Raw genomic sequence first — 14,859 nt, 5'->3', positions numbered from 1 at the left:
ACGGGCGATTTACCGTTCGCAGGGTCTCGGCGTTCCAAACCGATGCGGAGAAGTTGGCTGATTTCTATGGATTCATGGGGGATGACGCTTGCGCGTGGCGGCGCCGGGGAATCCGCCCGGCCAGCCGGGCCAGGCGGCCCGCGGTGACCGCCGAGCGCATGGCCTGTGCCATCAGATCCGGGTGCTGGGCCCGGGTGACGGCCGTGGCCAGCAGCACCGCGTCGCAGCCCAGCTCCATCGCCAGGGCCGCGTCGCTGGCCGTGCCGATCCCGGCGTCCAGGATCACCGGGACCTTCGCGGACTCCACGATGAGTTCGATGTTGTGCGGATTGCGGATGCCCAGCCCCGAGCCGATCGGCGCGCCCAGCGGCATCACCGCCGCGCAGCCCGCCTGTTCCATCCTGCGCGCCAGGGCCGGGTCGTCGCCGATGTACGGCAGCACCACGAATCCGTCGGCGACCAGCCGTTCGGCCGCGTCGAAGGTCTCGATCGGGTCGGGCAGCAGGGTGCGCTCGTCGGAGATGACCTCCAGTTTGACCCAGTCGGTCTCCAGCGCCTCCCTGGCGAGCTTGGCGGTCAGCACCGCGTCCTGGGCGGTGAAGCAGCCCGCGGTGTTGGGCAGGACCTTGATGCCGCGCTCGCGCAGCACGTCGAGCACCGAACCCCGCGCGGACGGGTCCAGCCGCCGCATCGCGACCGTGGTCAGCTCGGTGCCCGAGGCGACGAGCGCCTGGTCCAGGACCTCCAGCGAGGGAGCGCCTCCCGTGCCCATGATGAGCCGGGAGGAGAACTTCTCCCCACCGATGATCAGATCGTCACTCACGTTCTTCACCCTCCCTGCACCGCGGTGAGCACCTCGACCCGGTCGGCCTCCGCGAGCGGCGTGGAGTCCCACGCGCCCCGCGAGACGACCTCGTCGTTCACCGCGACGGCCACGCCGCTCCTGGTCTCGGTCAGCTTCTGTACGGCCTGCGTCACGGTGGCCCCGGCGGGCAGCTCGTACGCGGTGCCGTTGATCGTCACGTTCATCGGGGCTCCTGGAAGCGCAGCGGCGAGCAGATCTTCAACAGTTCCGGGTCCGCCTCGCCGGCGCAGAGGTCGGCGGTGAGCGGGGCCAGCAGCACCCCGCCCCGGTGGTGGCCCGTGGCCACGGACATGCCGGGCAGGGATGTGGGGCCGATCAGCGGCAGGTTGTCCGGGGTGCCGGGGCGCAGTCCCGCGACCACGTCGGCGACCTCCAGCTCGGTCACGCCGGGGACGAGTTCCCGCGCGTCGCGCAGCAACTCCCACAACCCTCCGGCGGTCACCCTGGTGTCGAAGCCCATCTCCTCCTGGGTGGCTCCGACCACCAGCTCCCCGTCGAGGCGCGGGACCAGATAGACGGGCGTGCCGTGCACGACACCCCGCACGCACCTTTGGAGGACCGGCGAGGGGGAGCGCAACCGCATGATCTGGCCCTTGATCGGCCGCACCGGCGGCAGCACCGCGGGCGGCAACCCCTCCAGCGCCCCCGACCAGGCCCCGGCCGCCAGGACCACCCGGGCGGCCCCGACGGTCTCGCCGGTCGCCAGCCGTACTCCCGTGACGGTCTCAGAAGCCGTCTCCAGCCCCGTGACCCGGGTTCGCATCAGCGCGCACCCCGACCGTTCCAGGGCGGCCAGGAGGGCCTTGGTGACCCGCCTGGGGTCCACCCAGGCGTCTCCGCCCGCCAGCAGGCCGCCCCGGACGGACGGCGCCAGCATCGGCTCCAGACGCCGGCACTCGCGGCCGGTGAGCCGTTCGACGGGCAGGCCGAGCTTGTCCATGAACGCGGCGAGCGCGTCCAGCGCCTCCAGGTCGTCGGAGTCGAAGGCGACGTCGATCGTGCCGTCGGCGCGGTAGCCGAGGTCGTGGCCGCTGTCGGCGGTCAGCTCGGCGGCGAACGCGGGCCACCTCGCCAGAGAGGCCAGGCCCAGCCGCAGCAGGGGCTCCTCGGTGTAGGTGACCTCGCTGACCGGCGCCAGCATGCCCGCCGCCGCGTGTGACGCGCCCGAGGCCGGGGCGGGATCCACCACTGCCGTCTTCAGCCCCTGCCTGGCCGCGCGCCAGGCCACCGAGAGCCCGACCACGCCTCCGCCGATGACGAGGATGTCGAACCGGTGCGCCATATGTTGCTCCGCTCCCTTCGCCGGCATGACCCGGATCAGGTTCGTGGCGGTCGAGGGCCCGCTTACGGTCACGCTCGGATCGCCGCTCGCCCGTGTCGTGCCGGGTCGCGCGTGCTCGGCACGGCGCGTCATCCTTCGCACGGCACTGGCTCACCACGGTCCTCGCCGTCCCGTAGCCCTCCTCTCAGCCCGGTGCGTTCCGGGCTCCCGCGCGTCTTATGTGTCCCACCCTAAAGGCTCGAACAACACGCTCATCGCGGTGGATGTGAGCTAAATACCGTTTTCGTTATCAAACAGCCGTTGGGGGGTTCGGCGCTGCCGCTTAGGCTCGGTAGATGTGAATCATGTCGTGGTGGTTGGCGCCGGCCTGGCCGGCGTGCGGAGTGTCGAGGCCTTAAGGGCCCGCGGGTTCGGCGGTGCGATCACGTTGATCGGCGAAGAGCCGCACCGGCCCTACGACCGCCCGCCGCTGTCGAAGGCCGTGCTGCTGGGCGAGATCGACTCCACGATCGTCGACTCCGACCTGGACGCGCTGGAGGTCGACTTCCGCGCGGGCGTGTCCGCCAAGGGGCTGCGCGCGGGCGTGGTGGAGACCACCGAGGGCGAGCTGGCCTACGACGGGCTGGTCATCGCCACCGGCGCGCATCCCGTCAGGCTGCGCGGCGACGGCGCGCAGCACGTGCTGCGCACCATCGACGACGCGCTCGAACTGCGCGCCCTGCTCACCTCCGGGGCGAAGGTCGCCGTCATCGGCGCGGGCTGGATCGGCGCCGAGGTCGCCACCGCCGCCCGCAAGGCGGGCTGTGCCGTGACCGTCGTGGAGGCCGCCGGCTTCCCCCTGGCCACCGCGCTCGGCCCCGTCGGCGCGCACACCGCCTCCTGGTACGGCCAGGCGGGTGTGGACCTGCGCCTGGGCACCCTGGTCGCCTCCGTGGACCAGGGCGGGCTGACCTTGGCCGACGGCTCGGCGATCGAGGCCGACGTGGTCGTCACGGGCGTCGGCGTGCGGCCGTCGGTCGAATGGCTGGCGGGCTCCGGCGTCGAGCTCGACAACGGGGTCGTCACCGACGAGCACCTGCGCACCTCCCTGCCGGGCGTGGTCGCGGTGGGCGACTGCGCGGCCTGGTGGTCGCGCCGGTACGGCCGGCGCATGCGGGTCGAGCACTGGGACACCGCCCTCGGCGCCCCCGACGTGGCCGTGGCCGCGCTCCTGGGCGACTCCGCCGTCTATGACCCGGTGCCCTACTTCTGGTCCGAGCAGTTCGGCCACATGGTCCAGTACGCCGGCCACCACGCGGACGGCCGCCTGATCCTGCGCGGCGACCCCGCCACCGACACCAAGTGGGGGGCCTGCTGGGTGGGCGAGGACGACAGGCTCACCGCGGTGCTCGCCGTCAACCGTCCCCGCGACCTGCTCCAGGGCCGCCGCCTCATCGAGGGTGGGCAGCGCCTGGAAGTCGGCCGTCTGGCCGACCCTGCGGTAGCGTTGCGCGACTGCACGGCGGCGTAACCTCGCCGCCGGGTGTTTGGCGAAGGGCTCGATGTGGTAGTGGTGGATTCGTGACGCTTTCTGTTGCGCAGATCGACCGGGAAACCGACCAGCTGGTGGGAGAGTGGCTCTCCCTGAGCGAGGTGGCCAGAAGGCTCAACCTCAGCGCCGGTCGCGCAAAGCAACTTCTCAAGGACCGCAAGCTCATCGGAGTGCGACGGGGAGGCGGCGAGCCTCAGGTCCCCGCCGCGTTCCTCTCGGCCGGCGACGTCGTCAAGGGACTGCCGGGCACTCTCACCGTGCTGCTCGACGCCGGATACGACGACGTCGAGTCGCTTCGCTGGCTGTTCACCCCTGACGAGACCCTGCCGGGGTCACCGGTGGACGCGATCCTCGCGGGCCGCCACACCGAGGTCAAGAGACGTGCCCAAGCCCTCGGTTTCTGACGCCCGTCTGTACCTGTGCACCGACGGTCGCCGTGACCGGGGAGATCTCGCGGACTTCCTCGACGCCGCTCTCGCGGGCGGCGTCGACATCGTGCAGCTGAGGGAGAAGGGCCTCGAGGCGCGTGAGGAGCTGGAGCTCCTGGAGGTCTTCCGCGACGCCTGCGATCGGCACGGCAAGCTGCTGGCGGTCAACGACCGGGCGGACATCGCCTACGCGGCCCGCCCGGACGTGCTCCATCTCGGCCAGGGCGATCTGCCGGTGCCGGTCGCGCGCGACATCCTCGGCGACGACATCCTCATCGGGCGTTCCACCCACAGCCCCGAGGAAGCGTCCGCCGCGGCCGTCGAGCCCGGTGTCGACTACTTCTGCTGCGGCCCGATCTGGCCGACGCCGACCAAACCCGGACGGCCCGCGCCGGGCCCCGGCCTGCTCCGGCACGCCGCGGCCCTGGGTACCGACCGGCCCTGGTTCGGCATCGGCGGCATCGACCTCACCAACCTGGACGAGGTCATGTCCTACGGCGTGCGCCGGGTCGTGGTCGTGCGGGCCATAACCGAGGCCGACGACCCGAAGGCGGCCGCGGGGGAGTTCCGGCGGAGGCTGACCGCTCCGGCCTGACCCGGAGCCCGATCGTGGCCTCTCCGCGGCGGACGGATCCGGAGCGGTGAAGCCGGGGGCGACAGGGACGGCCGGGTTCGCGGCCGGGTTCTCAGGTGCGGCGGGACGTCGCGGCCACGGCCAGGTCGGCCAGGGCCGTACGGGCCTCCAGGGTGATCGGGGCCTTGTCCAGCGAGCCGAGGGCGTCTTCGAGATAGTTCTTGATCATGCTCTCGCACGCGACGAGCGCCCCGGTCTCCTCGATGATCCGGCGTAACCGGCCCACCCCGGCCTCGTCCAGCGCCGGGTCGCCGAGCGTGTCGCGCACCACCCGCGCCTGAGCGGGGGAGGCCGCGGCGAGCGCGCGGGCGATGAGCATCGTCCGCTTGCCCTCCCGCAGGTCGTCGCCGGCCGGTTTGCCGGTCTCGGCCGGGTCGCCGAACACGCCGAGGATGTCGTCGCGGAGCTGGAAGGCGATGCCCACGCACCGGCCGTACTCCTCGCAGAGCCGGTCGATCCACGGCTCGTGTCCCTGCGTGGCCAGCACCAGGCCGAGCCGGAGCGGCTGCTCCACCGAGTATTTGCCGCTCTTGAAGAGGGCGACCCGCAACGCGCTTTCGAAGGTGCTCTCGCCGTGGGCCTGCTCCAGCAGGTCCAGGTACTGGCCGCACATGAGTTCGGTGCGCATGTGGTCGTGGACCTGCTGGGCGGCAGCCAGCGACGCCGGCGGCAGGCCGCTGCTCCGCCACATCTCACCGGACCAGATGAGCAGCAGGTTGCCCAGCAGGATCGCCGCGCCCTCACCGAACTGCTCGGCCGAGCCGTGCCAGCCCGCCTTCTCGTGCAGCGCCTGGAACCTGCGATGCGCCGAGGGCATGCCGCGGCGCAGGTCGCTGGCGTCCATCACGTCGTCGTGGATGAGGGCGCTGGCCTGGAGGAGCTCGAGCGAGGCGGCGGCGGCGAAGAGCGCGGGGTCGTCGCAGCCACCCGCGCCACGCCATCCCCAGTAGCAGAACGCCGGTCGCAGCCGTTTGCCGCCCGCCAGGAACTCCTCGGCGGCGGAGATGAGAGGAGCCAGCTCGGGGGCGCTGACCTGGGGGCGCTGCCGGTCGACGAACTCCCTGAGGGAGCGATCCACTTCGAAGCGGATGGTGTCGAGCGCGGCTGCGGAAGTGGTCATGCACTGAGGTTATCGGCCCGGGCATAGGGTGCATATCGGGAGAGGTGGGTACGGCTTACAGCAATCAAGAATGCGGTGGCCGGCCGAGCGCCCAGTACCCTAGAGACATGGCTCTGGGTCGCCCGTCAGTTCTCCCCGATCGCGTGCCCACCGTCCGCGAGCTTCTCGCCGCCGGTGGCCGTTCCTTCTCTTTCGAGTTCTTCCCCCCGAAGACCGACGAGGGGGAGCGGCAGCTCTGGCGCGTCATCCGCGAGCTGGAGGCGCTGCATCCCACGTTCGTGTCGGTCACCTACGGCGCCGGCGGCAGCACCCGCGACCGCACGGTCGAGATCGTGGAGCGGCTCGCCCACGAGACCACGCTGACTCCCGTCGCCCACTTCACCGCCGTCAACCACTCCCTTCGTGAGTTGCGCCATCTGGTCGGCCGGTTCGCGGGGGCGGGCGTGCGCAACATCCTCGCGGTCCGGGGCGACCCGCCCGGCGACCCGATGGGCGAGTGGGTGCGCCACCCCGACGGTGTGCTCTACGCCGAGGAGCTGGTCCGGCTGATCCGCCTGTACGGCGACTTCTGCGTCGGAGTGGCCGCCTTCCCCTACAAGCACCCCAGGTCGAGCTCGGTAGAGGCCGACACCGAGCACTTCGTGCGCAAGTGCCGAGCGGGCGCCGACTACGCGATCACCCAGATGTTCTTCCGGGCGGACGACTACCTGCGGCTGCGTGACCGGGTCGCGGCCAAGGGCTGCGACACCCCGATCATCCCCGGCATCATGCCCGTCACGCAGATGAGCACGATCGCCAGGTCCGAGCAGCTGTCCGGCGCGCCGTTCCCGCCGGAGGTGGCAGAGCGGTTCGAGGCCGTCGCCGACGACCCCGCGGCCGTGCGCAGGCTGGGCGTCGAGCACGCCGCCGAGCTCTGCCAGACCCTGCTCGACGAAGGCGCGCCCGGCATCCACTTCATCACCTTCAACCGCTCCAGCGCGACCCGCGAGGTCTTCCAGGCCCTCGACGTCGCGCCGAAGACCGCCTCGCTGGCGGGTTAGCGCGCGATCGGCGGCGCCGGGGCCGGGGGCGTACGGACTCCCCGTCTCCCGGCACCCCCTTCGGGGCCTACTTGGCCAGCGGGAGCACGGCTCCGAGGATCGCGTAGCGCTCGTAGCCGCCCGGGAAGACGAACTGGGTGAGCAGGTCGACGAAACCGACGCTGCGGTAGAGGTGCCGGGCGGCGGTGGGCTGGTCGCGCGTGGACAGTACGGCGGTGCGCTCCGAGCGATCCGCGCATATGTTCATGATCATCGCCCGGCCGACGCCCTTGCCCTGGTAGTCGGGGTGGACATGGATCTCGGCGAGCTCCAGGGCGTCGCCGAGCCAGCCACGGGCGCTTCCTTCCCCGCTCTGATCGGTGATGGCCCGGTGGATGACATCGTGCCACCACTGCCCGGGGACTCCGTGGAAGCCGTAGGCGACGCCCACCGGCGTCCCGTCGGGACGCTCGGCGAACAGGCAGGTGAATCCCGGATGGGTGGCGTGGTTTCCCATGATCACCTTCCGGCCGGCGAGCTGGTCGGCGGGTGGGTTCATCGCCGCGGTGTAGATGCCGAGGACCGCGTCCAGCCGAATGGTGAACTCATCGGGAGCGACCCGTCGCAGTCCGATCACCCAATGCACCCTAGCAGGGCAGACACCATCCGGTCCGAGGAAAGGTGCGAATGTGGTGTTTGGCAATTTCCATTAAATATTGGGAAGCCTTTTATTCCCCGGACCTGGATCTGGACCGGGACCTGAGGCGGCCTCTGCTCCGGACTACAGCAGACTTCTGAGCGTCTCCGGGTCGCGGGCGACCGCGGCGCGGCCGTCCTCGGTCAGCACGATCGGGCGCTCGATCAGCACGGGGTTGGCCACCAGGATCGCGATCCACCGCTCCCGTTCCCGCTCCGCCGAGGCGAGGCCGAGCTCCCTGGCCCGATCTTCGCCCATGCGGGTGATGTCCCACGGCTCCAGGCCGAGCAGGTCCAGCACCTCCGACAGCTCGGCGGACGTCGGCGGATCGTCCAGGTAGCGGCGGACCCTCACCTCGCGGCCCGATCCGGTGAAGGCCTCCAGGGCCGCGCGGCTCTTGGAACAGCGCGGGTTGTGCCAAACAGTAGTCATTTATCCTCCTCTGCCTTTTGTTACGAGATCACTCCGCCGAGCCCCCGAGTCCGGCGATCAGGGTGCCGTGTTCGCGGAGTTCGCGGGCGTCCCCACCTCGACCGGCCGTCACTCCACCTCGACCGGGGCGCCGCCGGTGATGCGGACGAGCTCGGCGAAGGACGTGGGGAAGACCGTGTGCGGATGGCCGGCCGCGGCCCAGACCACTTCGTGCTTGTCGAGCCAGGTGTCGACCAGGGTCCTGATCGGGGCGGGGTGGCCGATCGGGGCGACGCCGCCGATGACCTGACCGGTGGCCGCGCGGACGAAGTCCGGAGTGGCGCGCTTCACCTTCGCCGCGCCGACCGTCTTGGCGATCAGGTCGGTGTTCACCCGATGGGCGCCGCTGGTGAGCACGAGGAGCGGCTCTCCGTCGGCGTCGAAGATCAGGCTGTTGGCTATGGCGCCGACCTCGCAGCCGAGCTGCGCGGCCGCGGTCGCGGCGGTCGGGGTGGCCTCCTCGAACACGACGATCTCACCGGAGACGTTGTGCTCGACCAGGACCGAGGCGACCTTCTCGATGTTCGGATGCAACTTTTCTGGCACGCGGCCACTCTAAACAGATTGACCATTGAATGCCGCTTCGTGACCGCTGATTGGGACGGAGGGTCAGTGCGCTATGGTCCCTTGTTCCGAGCATTGGTGATACGAAGGGATGATTTTAGGTGGGGGTTGGACGGCAGCTAGGAGTGGCTGCGTTTATGACGGCGGGTGTCGTGCTCCTCTCTTCCGCCGGTGCCGCGAACGCTCAGGCCACCACCCCGGCGGCTCCGGCCGTCGCGGCGCAGGCAGCGGCGCCCGCGTTCGCCGCGCCGGGCAAGACGCTCAGGCTCGGTGCCAAGGGCACCGAGGTCAAGGTGCTCCAGAACCGGTTGAAGGAGCTCGGCTACGCACCCGGCAAGATCGACAGTCAGTACGGCGGCGCGACCCAGGCCGCGCTCTGGGCCTTCCAGAAGGTCAACGGCATCTCGCCGACCAGCACCGTGGCGAGCAGGACGTGGAGCGCGCTGGAGGCTCCGCGGAACCCGAAGGTGCTCGTGCCGAACGGCAAGCCGACCCGGGTCGAGGTGGACCTCACCAAGCAGGTGATGGTCCTCTACGTCGGAGGCCAGGTGAAGCTGATCAGCCACATCTCCTCCGGCAGCGGGATCCCGTACTGCGAGACGGCCACCTGGAACGGTAAGACCCAGCGGTTCTGCGGCAACGCCCGCACGCCGACGGGCGACTACAAGACGACCTGGCGCAGGAGCGGATGGCACAAGTCCTACCTGGGCCAGCTCTACAACCCGATCTTCTTCAACGGCGGCATCGCCTTCCACGGCGCGCTGTCGGTGCCGCTTGCCCCGGCCTCGCACGGCTGCGTGCGACTGCCGATGCACGTGGCGGGGATCCTCCCGGATCTGCTCGGCACGGGGGTGCCGGTCCACGTCCGGGGCAAGTTCGTCCGATAGTCGCAGGTGAGAGCCCCGGGAGACCCTCTGGTCTCCCGGGGCTTTCGCGTCCACGGAGCGGTCGAACTTTTGTTCGCGCTTTTACTTGACACTATCAGTGATCGAATTTATGTTCGATGCAATGACGTGGGACTCGCGGCTCGCGTCCAGGGTGGTCGATCCGGCTCGTGCCGTCGGTGACGGCACGGACCAGGTCGGGGCGGACGGGGAGAGGGGAAGCTCCTCGTCCGGCCACCCGGCGGATTTGTCGGTGGGGTCTGCGAGTGTTGACCTCACCGGCCGACTCGCCGGGAGCCGCTTGCGACCAAGGAGGCTGAAGCGCATGACCCCTCGGCCCGGCGGGCCCCGGTTGTCGTCCACGGTGCACGCGCATCTGACCGATGCGCGCGACTGCCTGGAAGAGGCGGCCGCCGCCCAAACCCCCGCCACCCGTTACGTCGCCGCCCACCTGGCCGCGCTCAAGGCGGCCGCCGCCGTCCTGGCCGCCCGGCCACGCCCCATGGACGGCCGCAGGCGCCGGCTGCGCAGCGCCTGGGAGCTGCTGCCCGAGGCCGAGCCCCGGCTGGCCGACTGGGCTCCCTACTTCGAGGTCAGCGCGACCAAACGAGCCTCGGCCGAGGCCGGGCTGACGCGCATGGTGTCGGCGCGCGACGCCGAAGAGCTGATCTCCGAGGCCGAGCGCTTCGTCACCACGGTGGAGAACCTGCTCGGCGTGCCCACCCAGCGCAAGCTGCCGGGCCACGTCCCCCTCGCCGGTTAGGTCCCTCCCCGGATCTTTTGCATCGTCCGATTTTCTGCCTGCCGCGGTCATCCGGGCGTGGTCGCGGCCAGGGTCTGTGACCCGGTCACCGCCCCGGCCTCGAGCTCCAGGTGTGAGCCGGTGAAGGCGGCCCGCATGCGCCGGTCGTGGGTGACGATGACGAGGGCGCCCTCATATTCGGTCAGGGCGCGCTCCAGATCGTCCACCAGGGCCGGGGACAGGTGGTTGGTGGGTTCGTCGAGAAGCAGCAGATCGACCGGTTCGCTGACCAGGCGGGCGAGTTCGAGCCTGCGCCGCAGGCCGGGGGAGAGCGCCCTCATCGGCATGGCGAGATCGGCGGCGCGGAACAGCCCCAGCGTGAGCAGCGCATCGGCGTGTTCGGCAGGGCTTCCCGGCCGCCCGGCCGCGAACGCCTCCAAGACCGTGCCCTCGCCGTACGCCGCGCCGTCCTGCTGACGCAAGTGGCCCACGCGTGCCATCCGGCGCACCGTGCCGGCGTCGGGAGCGAGCTCGCCGGACAGGACCTGAAGGAGCGTGGTCTTGCCGGCTCCGTTGGGACCGGTGACCAGCAGCCGTGCGCCCGGTTCGATGCGCAGTGACTCGACGTACAGGCGTCCGTGGACCCGCAGGCCGGACAGCTCCGCGACCGGGCCGCCGACTCCGCTCCCGGTGGTCGTGACGCGCGAGGTGAACCGAAGGGGACGGGGAGGCGGCGGGACGGGGTTCAGGGTGAGCCGTCGCAGCCGCTCGCGGGCGCCGCGGATTCGGCTCATCGCCCCGTGTGCCCGTGACCTGGCACGGAACGCGCCCGCGCCGCTGAAGGCGGCCGGAGCCTTGCGCGGGATGGCGGCCAGCCGCCCGGCGTTGGACTCGGCCACTGCCGCCTGCCGGGCCATCTCGGCGAGCCAGTCCTTGTGTTCGCGTTCCCAGCGGGCCCTGGCAGCCGCCTTGGCCGTCACGAACCCGGCGTAGCCGTTGCCGTAACGGCGCACGGTGCGCAGATCGTGGTCGACCTCCACGATGGCGGAGGTGATCCGGTCCAGGAACAACCGGTCATGGGAAACCGCCATCACGGTTCCCCGATGCCGGCGCAGGTGGTTCTCCAGCCAGGCGACGGCGTGATCGTCGAGATCGTTGGTGGGCTCGTCCAGGAGCAGCAGCTCCGGGGCCGCGGCCAGGGTGGCGGCCAGCGTGAGCCGGGAGCGCTGCCCGCCGGACAGCGTGCCGAGCGGGCGGTTCCGATCCAGGGGCGGCTGGCCGAGCGCGTTCAGCGTGATCTCGACCTGGGCGTCGGCCTGGTAGCCGCCGCGGGCCTCGAACCGGGCGAGGAGTTCGCCGTAGGCGGCCAGTTCGGCGGGTGTGGCCTCGCCCAGGCCGGCCTCGGCCTGCCGTATCCGGCGTTCGAGGTCCCGCAGGTCGGCGAGCGCGAGGTCGACGGCGTCACCGACGACGGCGGTGCCGGGCAGACCCAGGGTCTGAGCCAGGTATCCGACGCCGCCGGGCGCCGCGACGGTGAGGGAGCCGTCGTCGGGTCGTTCCCGTCCTGCCAGCAGGCGCAGCAGGGTGGACTTGCCGGAACCGTTGTCGCCGATCACGCCGACCTTCTCGCCGGGCTTGACGGTGAGCCAGACCTGGTCCAGGACGACCTTGTCGTCATACCGTTTGGTGACCCCGGACATGACGAGCTGGGCATCGGGTGCGGGATGGGCAATGCGCATAGGCGTCCTCCTGATTTTCGGCGGGATCGGTGGAAGGTGCCGGGCGGGTCAGCCGGCGCTTCCGGGGGCGGGCACGGCGTGTTCGGCGGCGCGGCTGACCTGCTCCCAGCCGGCCCAGGTGTCCATCCGCCGGCGTGAGATGTCGAAGGCCAGGTCATAGACCATGCTGCCGAGCAGCAGCCGCAGCGGCGGGTCATCGCTGTCGACCAGTTTCAGCAGCGCCTCGGCGGCCAGGCGCGGCTCGCTGTCGATCGATCCCTCGGCCCACTGCTGCTCCATCTCCGCGCGCAGGGGACCGTACGGTTCCAGCGGCACGGTCGAGGTCATGCTGGTGTACAGATCGGTCCAGTAGCCGCCGGGCTGGACGATGGTGAGCTTGACTCCGAACTGCGCGGCCTCCATCGCCAGCGCCTCGCTCATGCCCTCCAGTGCGAACTTGCTCGCGCTGTACATCCCGGTGGTCGGAAAAGCGCCGAGGGCGCCGATGCTGGAGATCTGCACGATGTGACCCGAGCCCTGGGCCCGAAGATGCGGTAGCACGGCCTGGCAGACCCACATCGCCCCGAAGAGGTTGACCTCCATCTGGGCGCGGGCCTCGGCCTCGGTGAACTCCTCGATCATGCCCGAGGACATGGTTCCGGCGTTGTTGACCACGATGTCGAGCCGGCCGAAGCGCTCGACGGCGGTGGACACGGCGGCGAACACCGCGGCACGGTCGGTCACGTCCAGGGTCAGGGTCAGCAGCCGGTCCCCGTATCGGTCGTCGAAGTCCTTCCGGGTGATGCCGCGGGCGGCGGCGACCACCCGGTCGCCGCGTTCCAGCGCGGCCAGGGCGAACGCGCGGCCCAGGCCGCGGCTGGCCCCGGTGATGAACCAGGTGCGAGGGGAGGTGGTGGCCGGGGTGCGCATACGCGATCTCCGTTCGTTCGGCGGAAGTCAGGCGAGGCGAGACGGTTCGTCTCGATTTGTGATGGCGACTGTATGCGGTCTGCTTCAACACGTCAAGACGATCCGTCTCGTCTAGTTCTTGTTAGATTGGCGGCATGACGACGCAGCGCAAGACCTCCCCCAACGCGGCCCGCCGCAGCGACGCCTCCCGGCGGGCCATCCTCACCGCGGCGTTCGACCTGGTCCAGGAGGTCGGATACGCCAAGCTGAGCATCGAGGGCATCGCCGCGCGGGCCGGCGTCGGCAAGCAGACGATCTACCGCTGGTGGCCCTCGAAAGGCACGGTGCTCTTCGACGCCTTCCTCATGTTGAGCGAGGGGCCGGCCGGCGACGCCGGCCTGCCCGACACCGGCGACCTGGAGGCCGACCTGAAGGTGGTCCTGCGCGCCACGGTCGCGGAGCTGAACGATCCGCGCTACGACGAGCCGATGCGCGCGCTCGCCACCGAGATCGCGCACGACCCGGAACTGGCCGCCGCCTACGCCGAGCGGCTGGACGGGCCGATGAAGGAGCTCAAGAAGCGGCGGCTGCGCGATGCCCAGCAAGCCGGGCAACTGGCGGAGGACCTCGATCTCGACGTGGCCGTGGAGATGGTGTGGGGCCCGCTGTTCAACCGATGGCTGCAGCGCAGCGGACCGCTCACTCCCGAATACGCCGACAGCGTCGTCGAGACCGCCCTCAACGGACTGCGCCCGCGCCCGTGAGGCTCGGTGAGAAGACCGAGGGCAGAGCCTAGGCGGCGGCGGAGGGGGTCGCCTGGTGGGCGGCGCGGTGGCGGAGCAGGAGCATGGCGGCGTCGTCGCCCAGTGGGCGGCCCACGTGCCGGAGCAGGTCGGCGCGGAGGGCGTCCAGCGCGAGCTGCGGATCGGCGCCGTTCAGCAGATGCGCCCTGGCGGGCAGCGGATAGAACTGCCCCGTTCCGTTGCGTGCCTCGATGACCCCGTCGGTGTAGAAGAGGACCTGGTCGCCCGGCGCGAACGGGACCTGGTGCGGCACCGGCTCGTTGGCCTTCAGCGAGCCCATCCCCAGGGGAAGCGCCTCGTCCGGAGGATCGGCGAACCAGCGCTTGCCGTCGGCGGCGAGCACCATGGGCGACGGGTGACCGCAGTTGATGACGGTGATGGAGGCACCGCCGGTGATCTCGGCGAGAATGGCCGTGACGAACTGCTCGCCGGACAGCTCCCGGGTCAGGGCGTTCTCCAGCCGGGCCACCACGCCCTGCAGCTTGGCCTCGTCGTGGGCCGCCTCCCGGAAGGCCCCGAGCACCACCGCGGCGGTCTCCACGGCCTCCAGGCCCTTTCCCTGGACGTCTCCCACGATGACCCGGACCCCGTGCGGGGTGGTGACCACCTCATACAGGTCGCCGCCGATCCGGGCCTCGGCGGTGGCCGAGGTGTAGGAGACGGCCACGCCGATTCCCGGTCCGGCACGGCGCGGCACCGGACGCAGCAGCACTCTCTGGGCGGCCTCGGCCACCGAGCGGACGTCGGCGAGCTGCCGCTCGTGGCGGAGCCGTCCGGCGCTGGCCAGCACGCTGGCCACGGTGACGCCGAGGATGGCGAGCATGGTGATGTTGGTGCGAGGTGTCCAGAGGATGTCGTTGTAGACGCCGAGCGCGACGCACAGCGCCAGGGCGACGACGCCGATCACCGTCGTCCTGCCCAGGCCGCAGGCCACGCTGGCGAAGGCCGGGCCCAGGGCGAGCAGGGGAAGAAGGCCTGACGTCGGGCCGGAGCCGAAGTCGATCAGGGCCACCACGCCCATGACGATGAAGGGCAGGAGTTTCAGGGTGTCCTGGGTCCCGCTGGATCCGACGGAGGTCAGCAGTCTCAGGAAGGCGCGGGTCTTGGTCGACCCCAGCGACGCCATGACGGCGTCGAGACGATTTTTCGGACGCGATTGAGGGTGATCGTGCCGAGCCTCTCCCCCTGCCAT

The 14,859-nt window shown here is 70.9% G+C and carries 17 protein-coding genes; 7 read left to right on the top strand and 10 right to left on the bottom strand.

The annotated features are described in order from the left end of the window. Nucleotides 1-64: 64 nt before the first annotated feature. From ACFY2X_RS01675 to thiO, 3 genes are read right to left on the bottom strand one after another with little or no spacing between them, the layout of a single operon-like run. On the bottom strand, nucleotides 65-823 hold the full coding sequence (locus tag ACFY2X_RS01675) for a thiazole synthase (RefSeq protein WP_389930934.1): 759 nt from the start codon (nucleotides 821-823) through the stop codon (nucleotides 65-67). A gap of 5 nt (nucleotides 824-828) precedes the next feature. After that, nucleotides 829-1,029: a sulfur carrier protein ThiS gene (gene thiS, locus ACFY2X_RS01670; protein WP_389930932.1), complete on the bottom strand. Its 201-nt coding sequence runs from the start codon at nucleotides 1,027-1,029 to the stop codon at nucleotides 829-831. Continuing rightward, entirely contained in the window at nucleotides 1,026-2,147 is a 1,122-nt protein-coding gene (gene thiO, locus ACFY2X_RS01665; protein WP_389930929.1) for a glycine oxidase ThiO, read from the bottom strand. Before thiO ends, thiS begins: the two co-directional genes overlap by 4 nt. A gap of 337 nt (nucleotides 2,148-2,484) precedes the next feature. Here thiO and ACFY2X_RS01660 point away from each other — a divergent pair, with 337 nt between their 5' ends. From ACFY2X_RS01660 to thiE, 3 genes are read left to right on the top strand one after another with little or no spacing between them, the layout of a single operon-like run. Further along, nucleotides 2,485-3,657: an NAD(P)/FAD-dependent oxidoreductase gene (locus ACFY2X_RS01660; RefSeq protein WP_389930926.1), complete on the top strand. Its 1,173-nt coding sequence runs from the start codon at nucleotides 2,485-2,487 to the stop codon at nucleotides 3,655-3,657. Between the two features lie 50 nt (nucleotides 3,658-3,707). Then, nucleotides 3,708-4,082, top strand: a complete 375-nt coding sequence (locus tag ACFY2X_RS01655) for an Rv2175c family DNA-binding protein (RefSeq protein WP_389930924.1) — start codon at nucleotides 3,708-3,710, stop codon at nucleotides 4,080-4,082. After that, nucleotides 4,060-4,701 (top strand): thiamine phosphate synthase, encoded by a 642-nt coding sequence (gene thiE, locus ACFY2X_RS01650; RefSeq protein ID WP_389930922.1) that lies wholly within the window; start codon nucleotides 4,060-4,062, stop codon nucleotides 4,699-4,701. The genes ACFY2X_RS01655 and thiE overlap by 23 nt, the downstream gene beginning before the upstream one ends. A 91-nt stretch (nucleotides 4,702-4,792) precedes the next feature. On the opposite strand, the gene ACFY2X_RS01645 is transcribed toward thiE, so the two are convergent. Continuing rightward, the gene (locus tag ACFY2X_RS01645; protein WP_389930918.1) at nucleotides 4,793-5,860 is read right to left on the bottom strand and encodes a polyprenyl synthetase family protein; all 1,068 of its coding nucleotides are present in this window, start codon (nucleotides 5,858-5,860) and stop codon (nucleotides 4,793-4,795) included. A 107-nt stretch (nucleotides 5,861-5,967) separates the two neighbouring features. On the opposite strand from ACFY2X_RS01645, the gene metF reads away from it, so the two are divergent. After that, nucleotides 5,968-6,900, top strand: coding sequence for a methylenetetrahydrofolate reductase [NAD(P)H] (metF, locus tag ACFY2X_RS01640; RefSeq protein ID WP_389930916.1), 933 nt, complete (start codon nucleotides 5,968-5,970; stop codon nucleotides 6,898-6,900). Nucleotides 6,901-6,967: 67 nt separating this feature from the next. Here metF and ACFY2X_RS01635 read toward each other — a convergent pair whose 3' ends face one another. From ACFY2X_RS01635 to ACFY2X_RS01625, 3 genes are all read right to left on the bottom strand, one after another. Next, a complete protein-coding gene (locus ACFY2X_RS01635) occupies nucleotides 6,968-7,516 on the bottom strand; it encodes a GNAT family N-acetyltransferase (RefSeq protein WP_389930914.1) in 549 nt (182 codons plus the stop codon). Nucleotides 7,517-7,660: 144 nt separating this feature from the next. Beyond that, nucleotides 7,661-8,008, bottom strand: a complete 348-nt coding sequence (locus tag ACFY2X_RS01630) for an arsenate reductase family protein (protein WP_389930912.1) — start codon at nucleotides 8,006-8,008, stop codon at nucleotides 7,661-7,663. 108 nt (nucleotides 8,009-8,116) lie between these two features. Further along, nucleotides 8,117-8,593, bottom strand: coding sequence for a YbaK/EbsC family protein (locus ACFY2X_RS01625; RefSeq protein ID WP_389930909.1), 477 nt, complete (start codon nucleotides 8,591-8,593; stop codon nucleotides 8,117-8,119). 155 nt (nucleotides 8,594-8,748) lie between these two features. On the opposite strand from ACFY2X_RS01625, the gene ACFY2X_RS01620 reads away from it, so the two are divergent. Beyond that, a complete protein-coding gene (locus ACFY2X_RS01620; protein WP_389930906.1) occupies nucleotides 8,749-9,498 on the top strand; it encodes a L,D-transpeptidase family protein in 750 nt (249 codons plus the stop codon). 322 nt (nucleotides 9,499-9,820) lie between these two features. Next, nucleotides 9,821-10,258, top strand: coding sequence for an SAV_6107 family HEPN domain-containing protein (locus tag ACFY2X_RS01615; RefSeq protein ID WP_389930905.1), 438 nt, complete (start codon nucleotides 9,821-9,823; stop codon nucleotides 10,256-10,258). 47 nt (nucleotides 10,259-10,305) lie between these two features. Here ACFY2X_RS01615 and abc-f read toward each other — a convergent pair whose 3' ends face one another. Then, nucleotides 10,306-11,976: a ribosomal protection-like ABC-F family protein gene (abc-f, locus tag ACFY2X_RS01610; RefSeq protein WP_389930903.1), complete on the bottom strand. Its 1,671-nt coding sequence runs from the start codon at nucleotides 11,974-11,976 to the stop codon at nucleotides 10,306-10,308. 48 nt (nucleotides 11,977-12,024) lie between these two features. After that, a complete protein-coding gene (locus tag ACFY2X_RS01605) occupies nucleotides 12,025-12,885 on the bottom strand; it encodes an SDR family oxidoreductase (RefSeq protein WP_389930900.1) in 861 nt (286 codons plus the stop codon). A 134-nt stretch (nucleotides 12,886-13,019) separates the two neighbouring features. On the opposite strand from ACFY2X_RS01605, the gene ACFY2X_RS01600 reads away from it, so the two are divergent. After that, on the top strand, nucleotides 13,020-13,628 hold the full coding sequence (locus ACFY2X_RS01600) for a TetR/AcrR family transcriptional regulator (protein WP_389930897.1): 609 nt from the start codon (nucleotides 13,020-13,022) through the stop codon (nucleotides 13,626-13,628). Between the two features lie 28 nt (nucleotides 13,629-13,656). Here ACFY2X_RS01600 and ACFY2X_RS01595 read toward each other — a convergent pair whose 3' ends face one another. Continuing rightward, nucleotides 13,657-14,793, bottom strand: coding sequence for a PP2C family protein-serine/threonine phosphatase (locus ACFY2X_RS01595; protein WP_389930895.1), 1,137 nt, complete (start codon nucleotides 14,791-14,793; stop codon nucleotides 13,657-13,659). Nucleotides 14,794-14,859 lie beyond the last annotated feature (66 nt).

The sequence above is a fragment of the Streptosporangium sp. NPDC000396 genome (assembly GCF_042898655.1).
GTDB lineage: Bacteria > Actinomycetota > Actinomycetes > Streptosporangiales > Streptosporangiaceae > Streptosporangium.
Note: the sequence above shows the minus strand (reverse complement) of the source record. Positions and strands in the feature narration are given on the sequence as shown.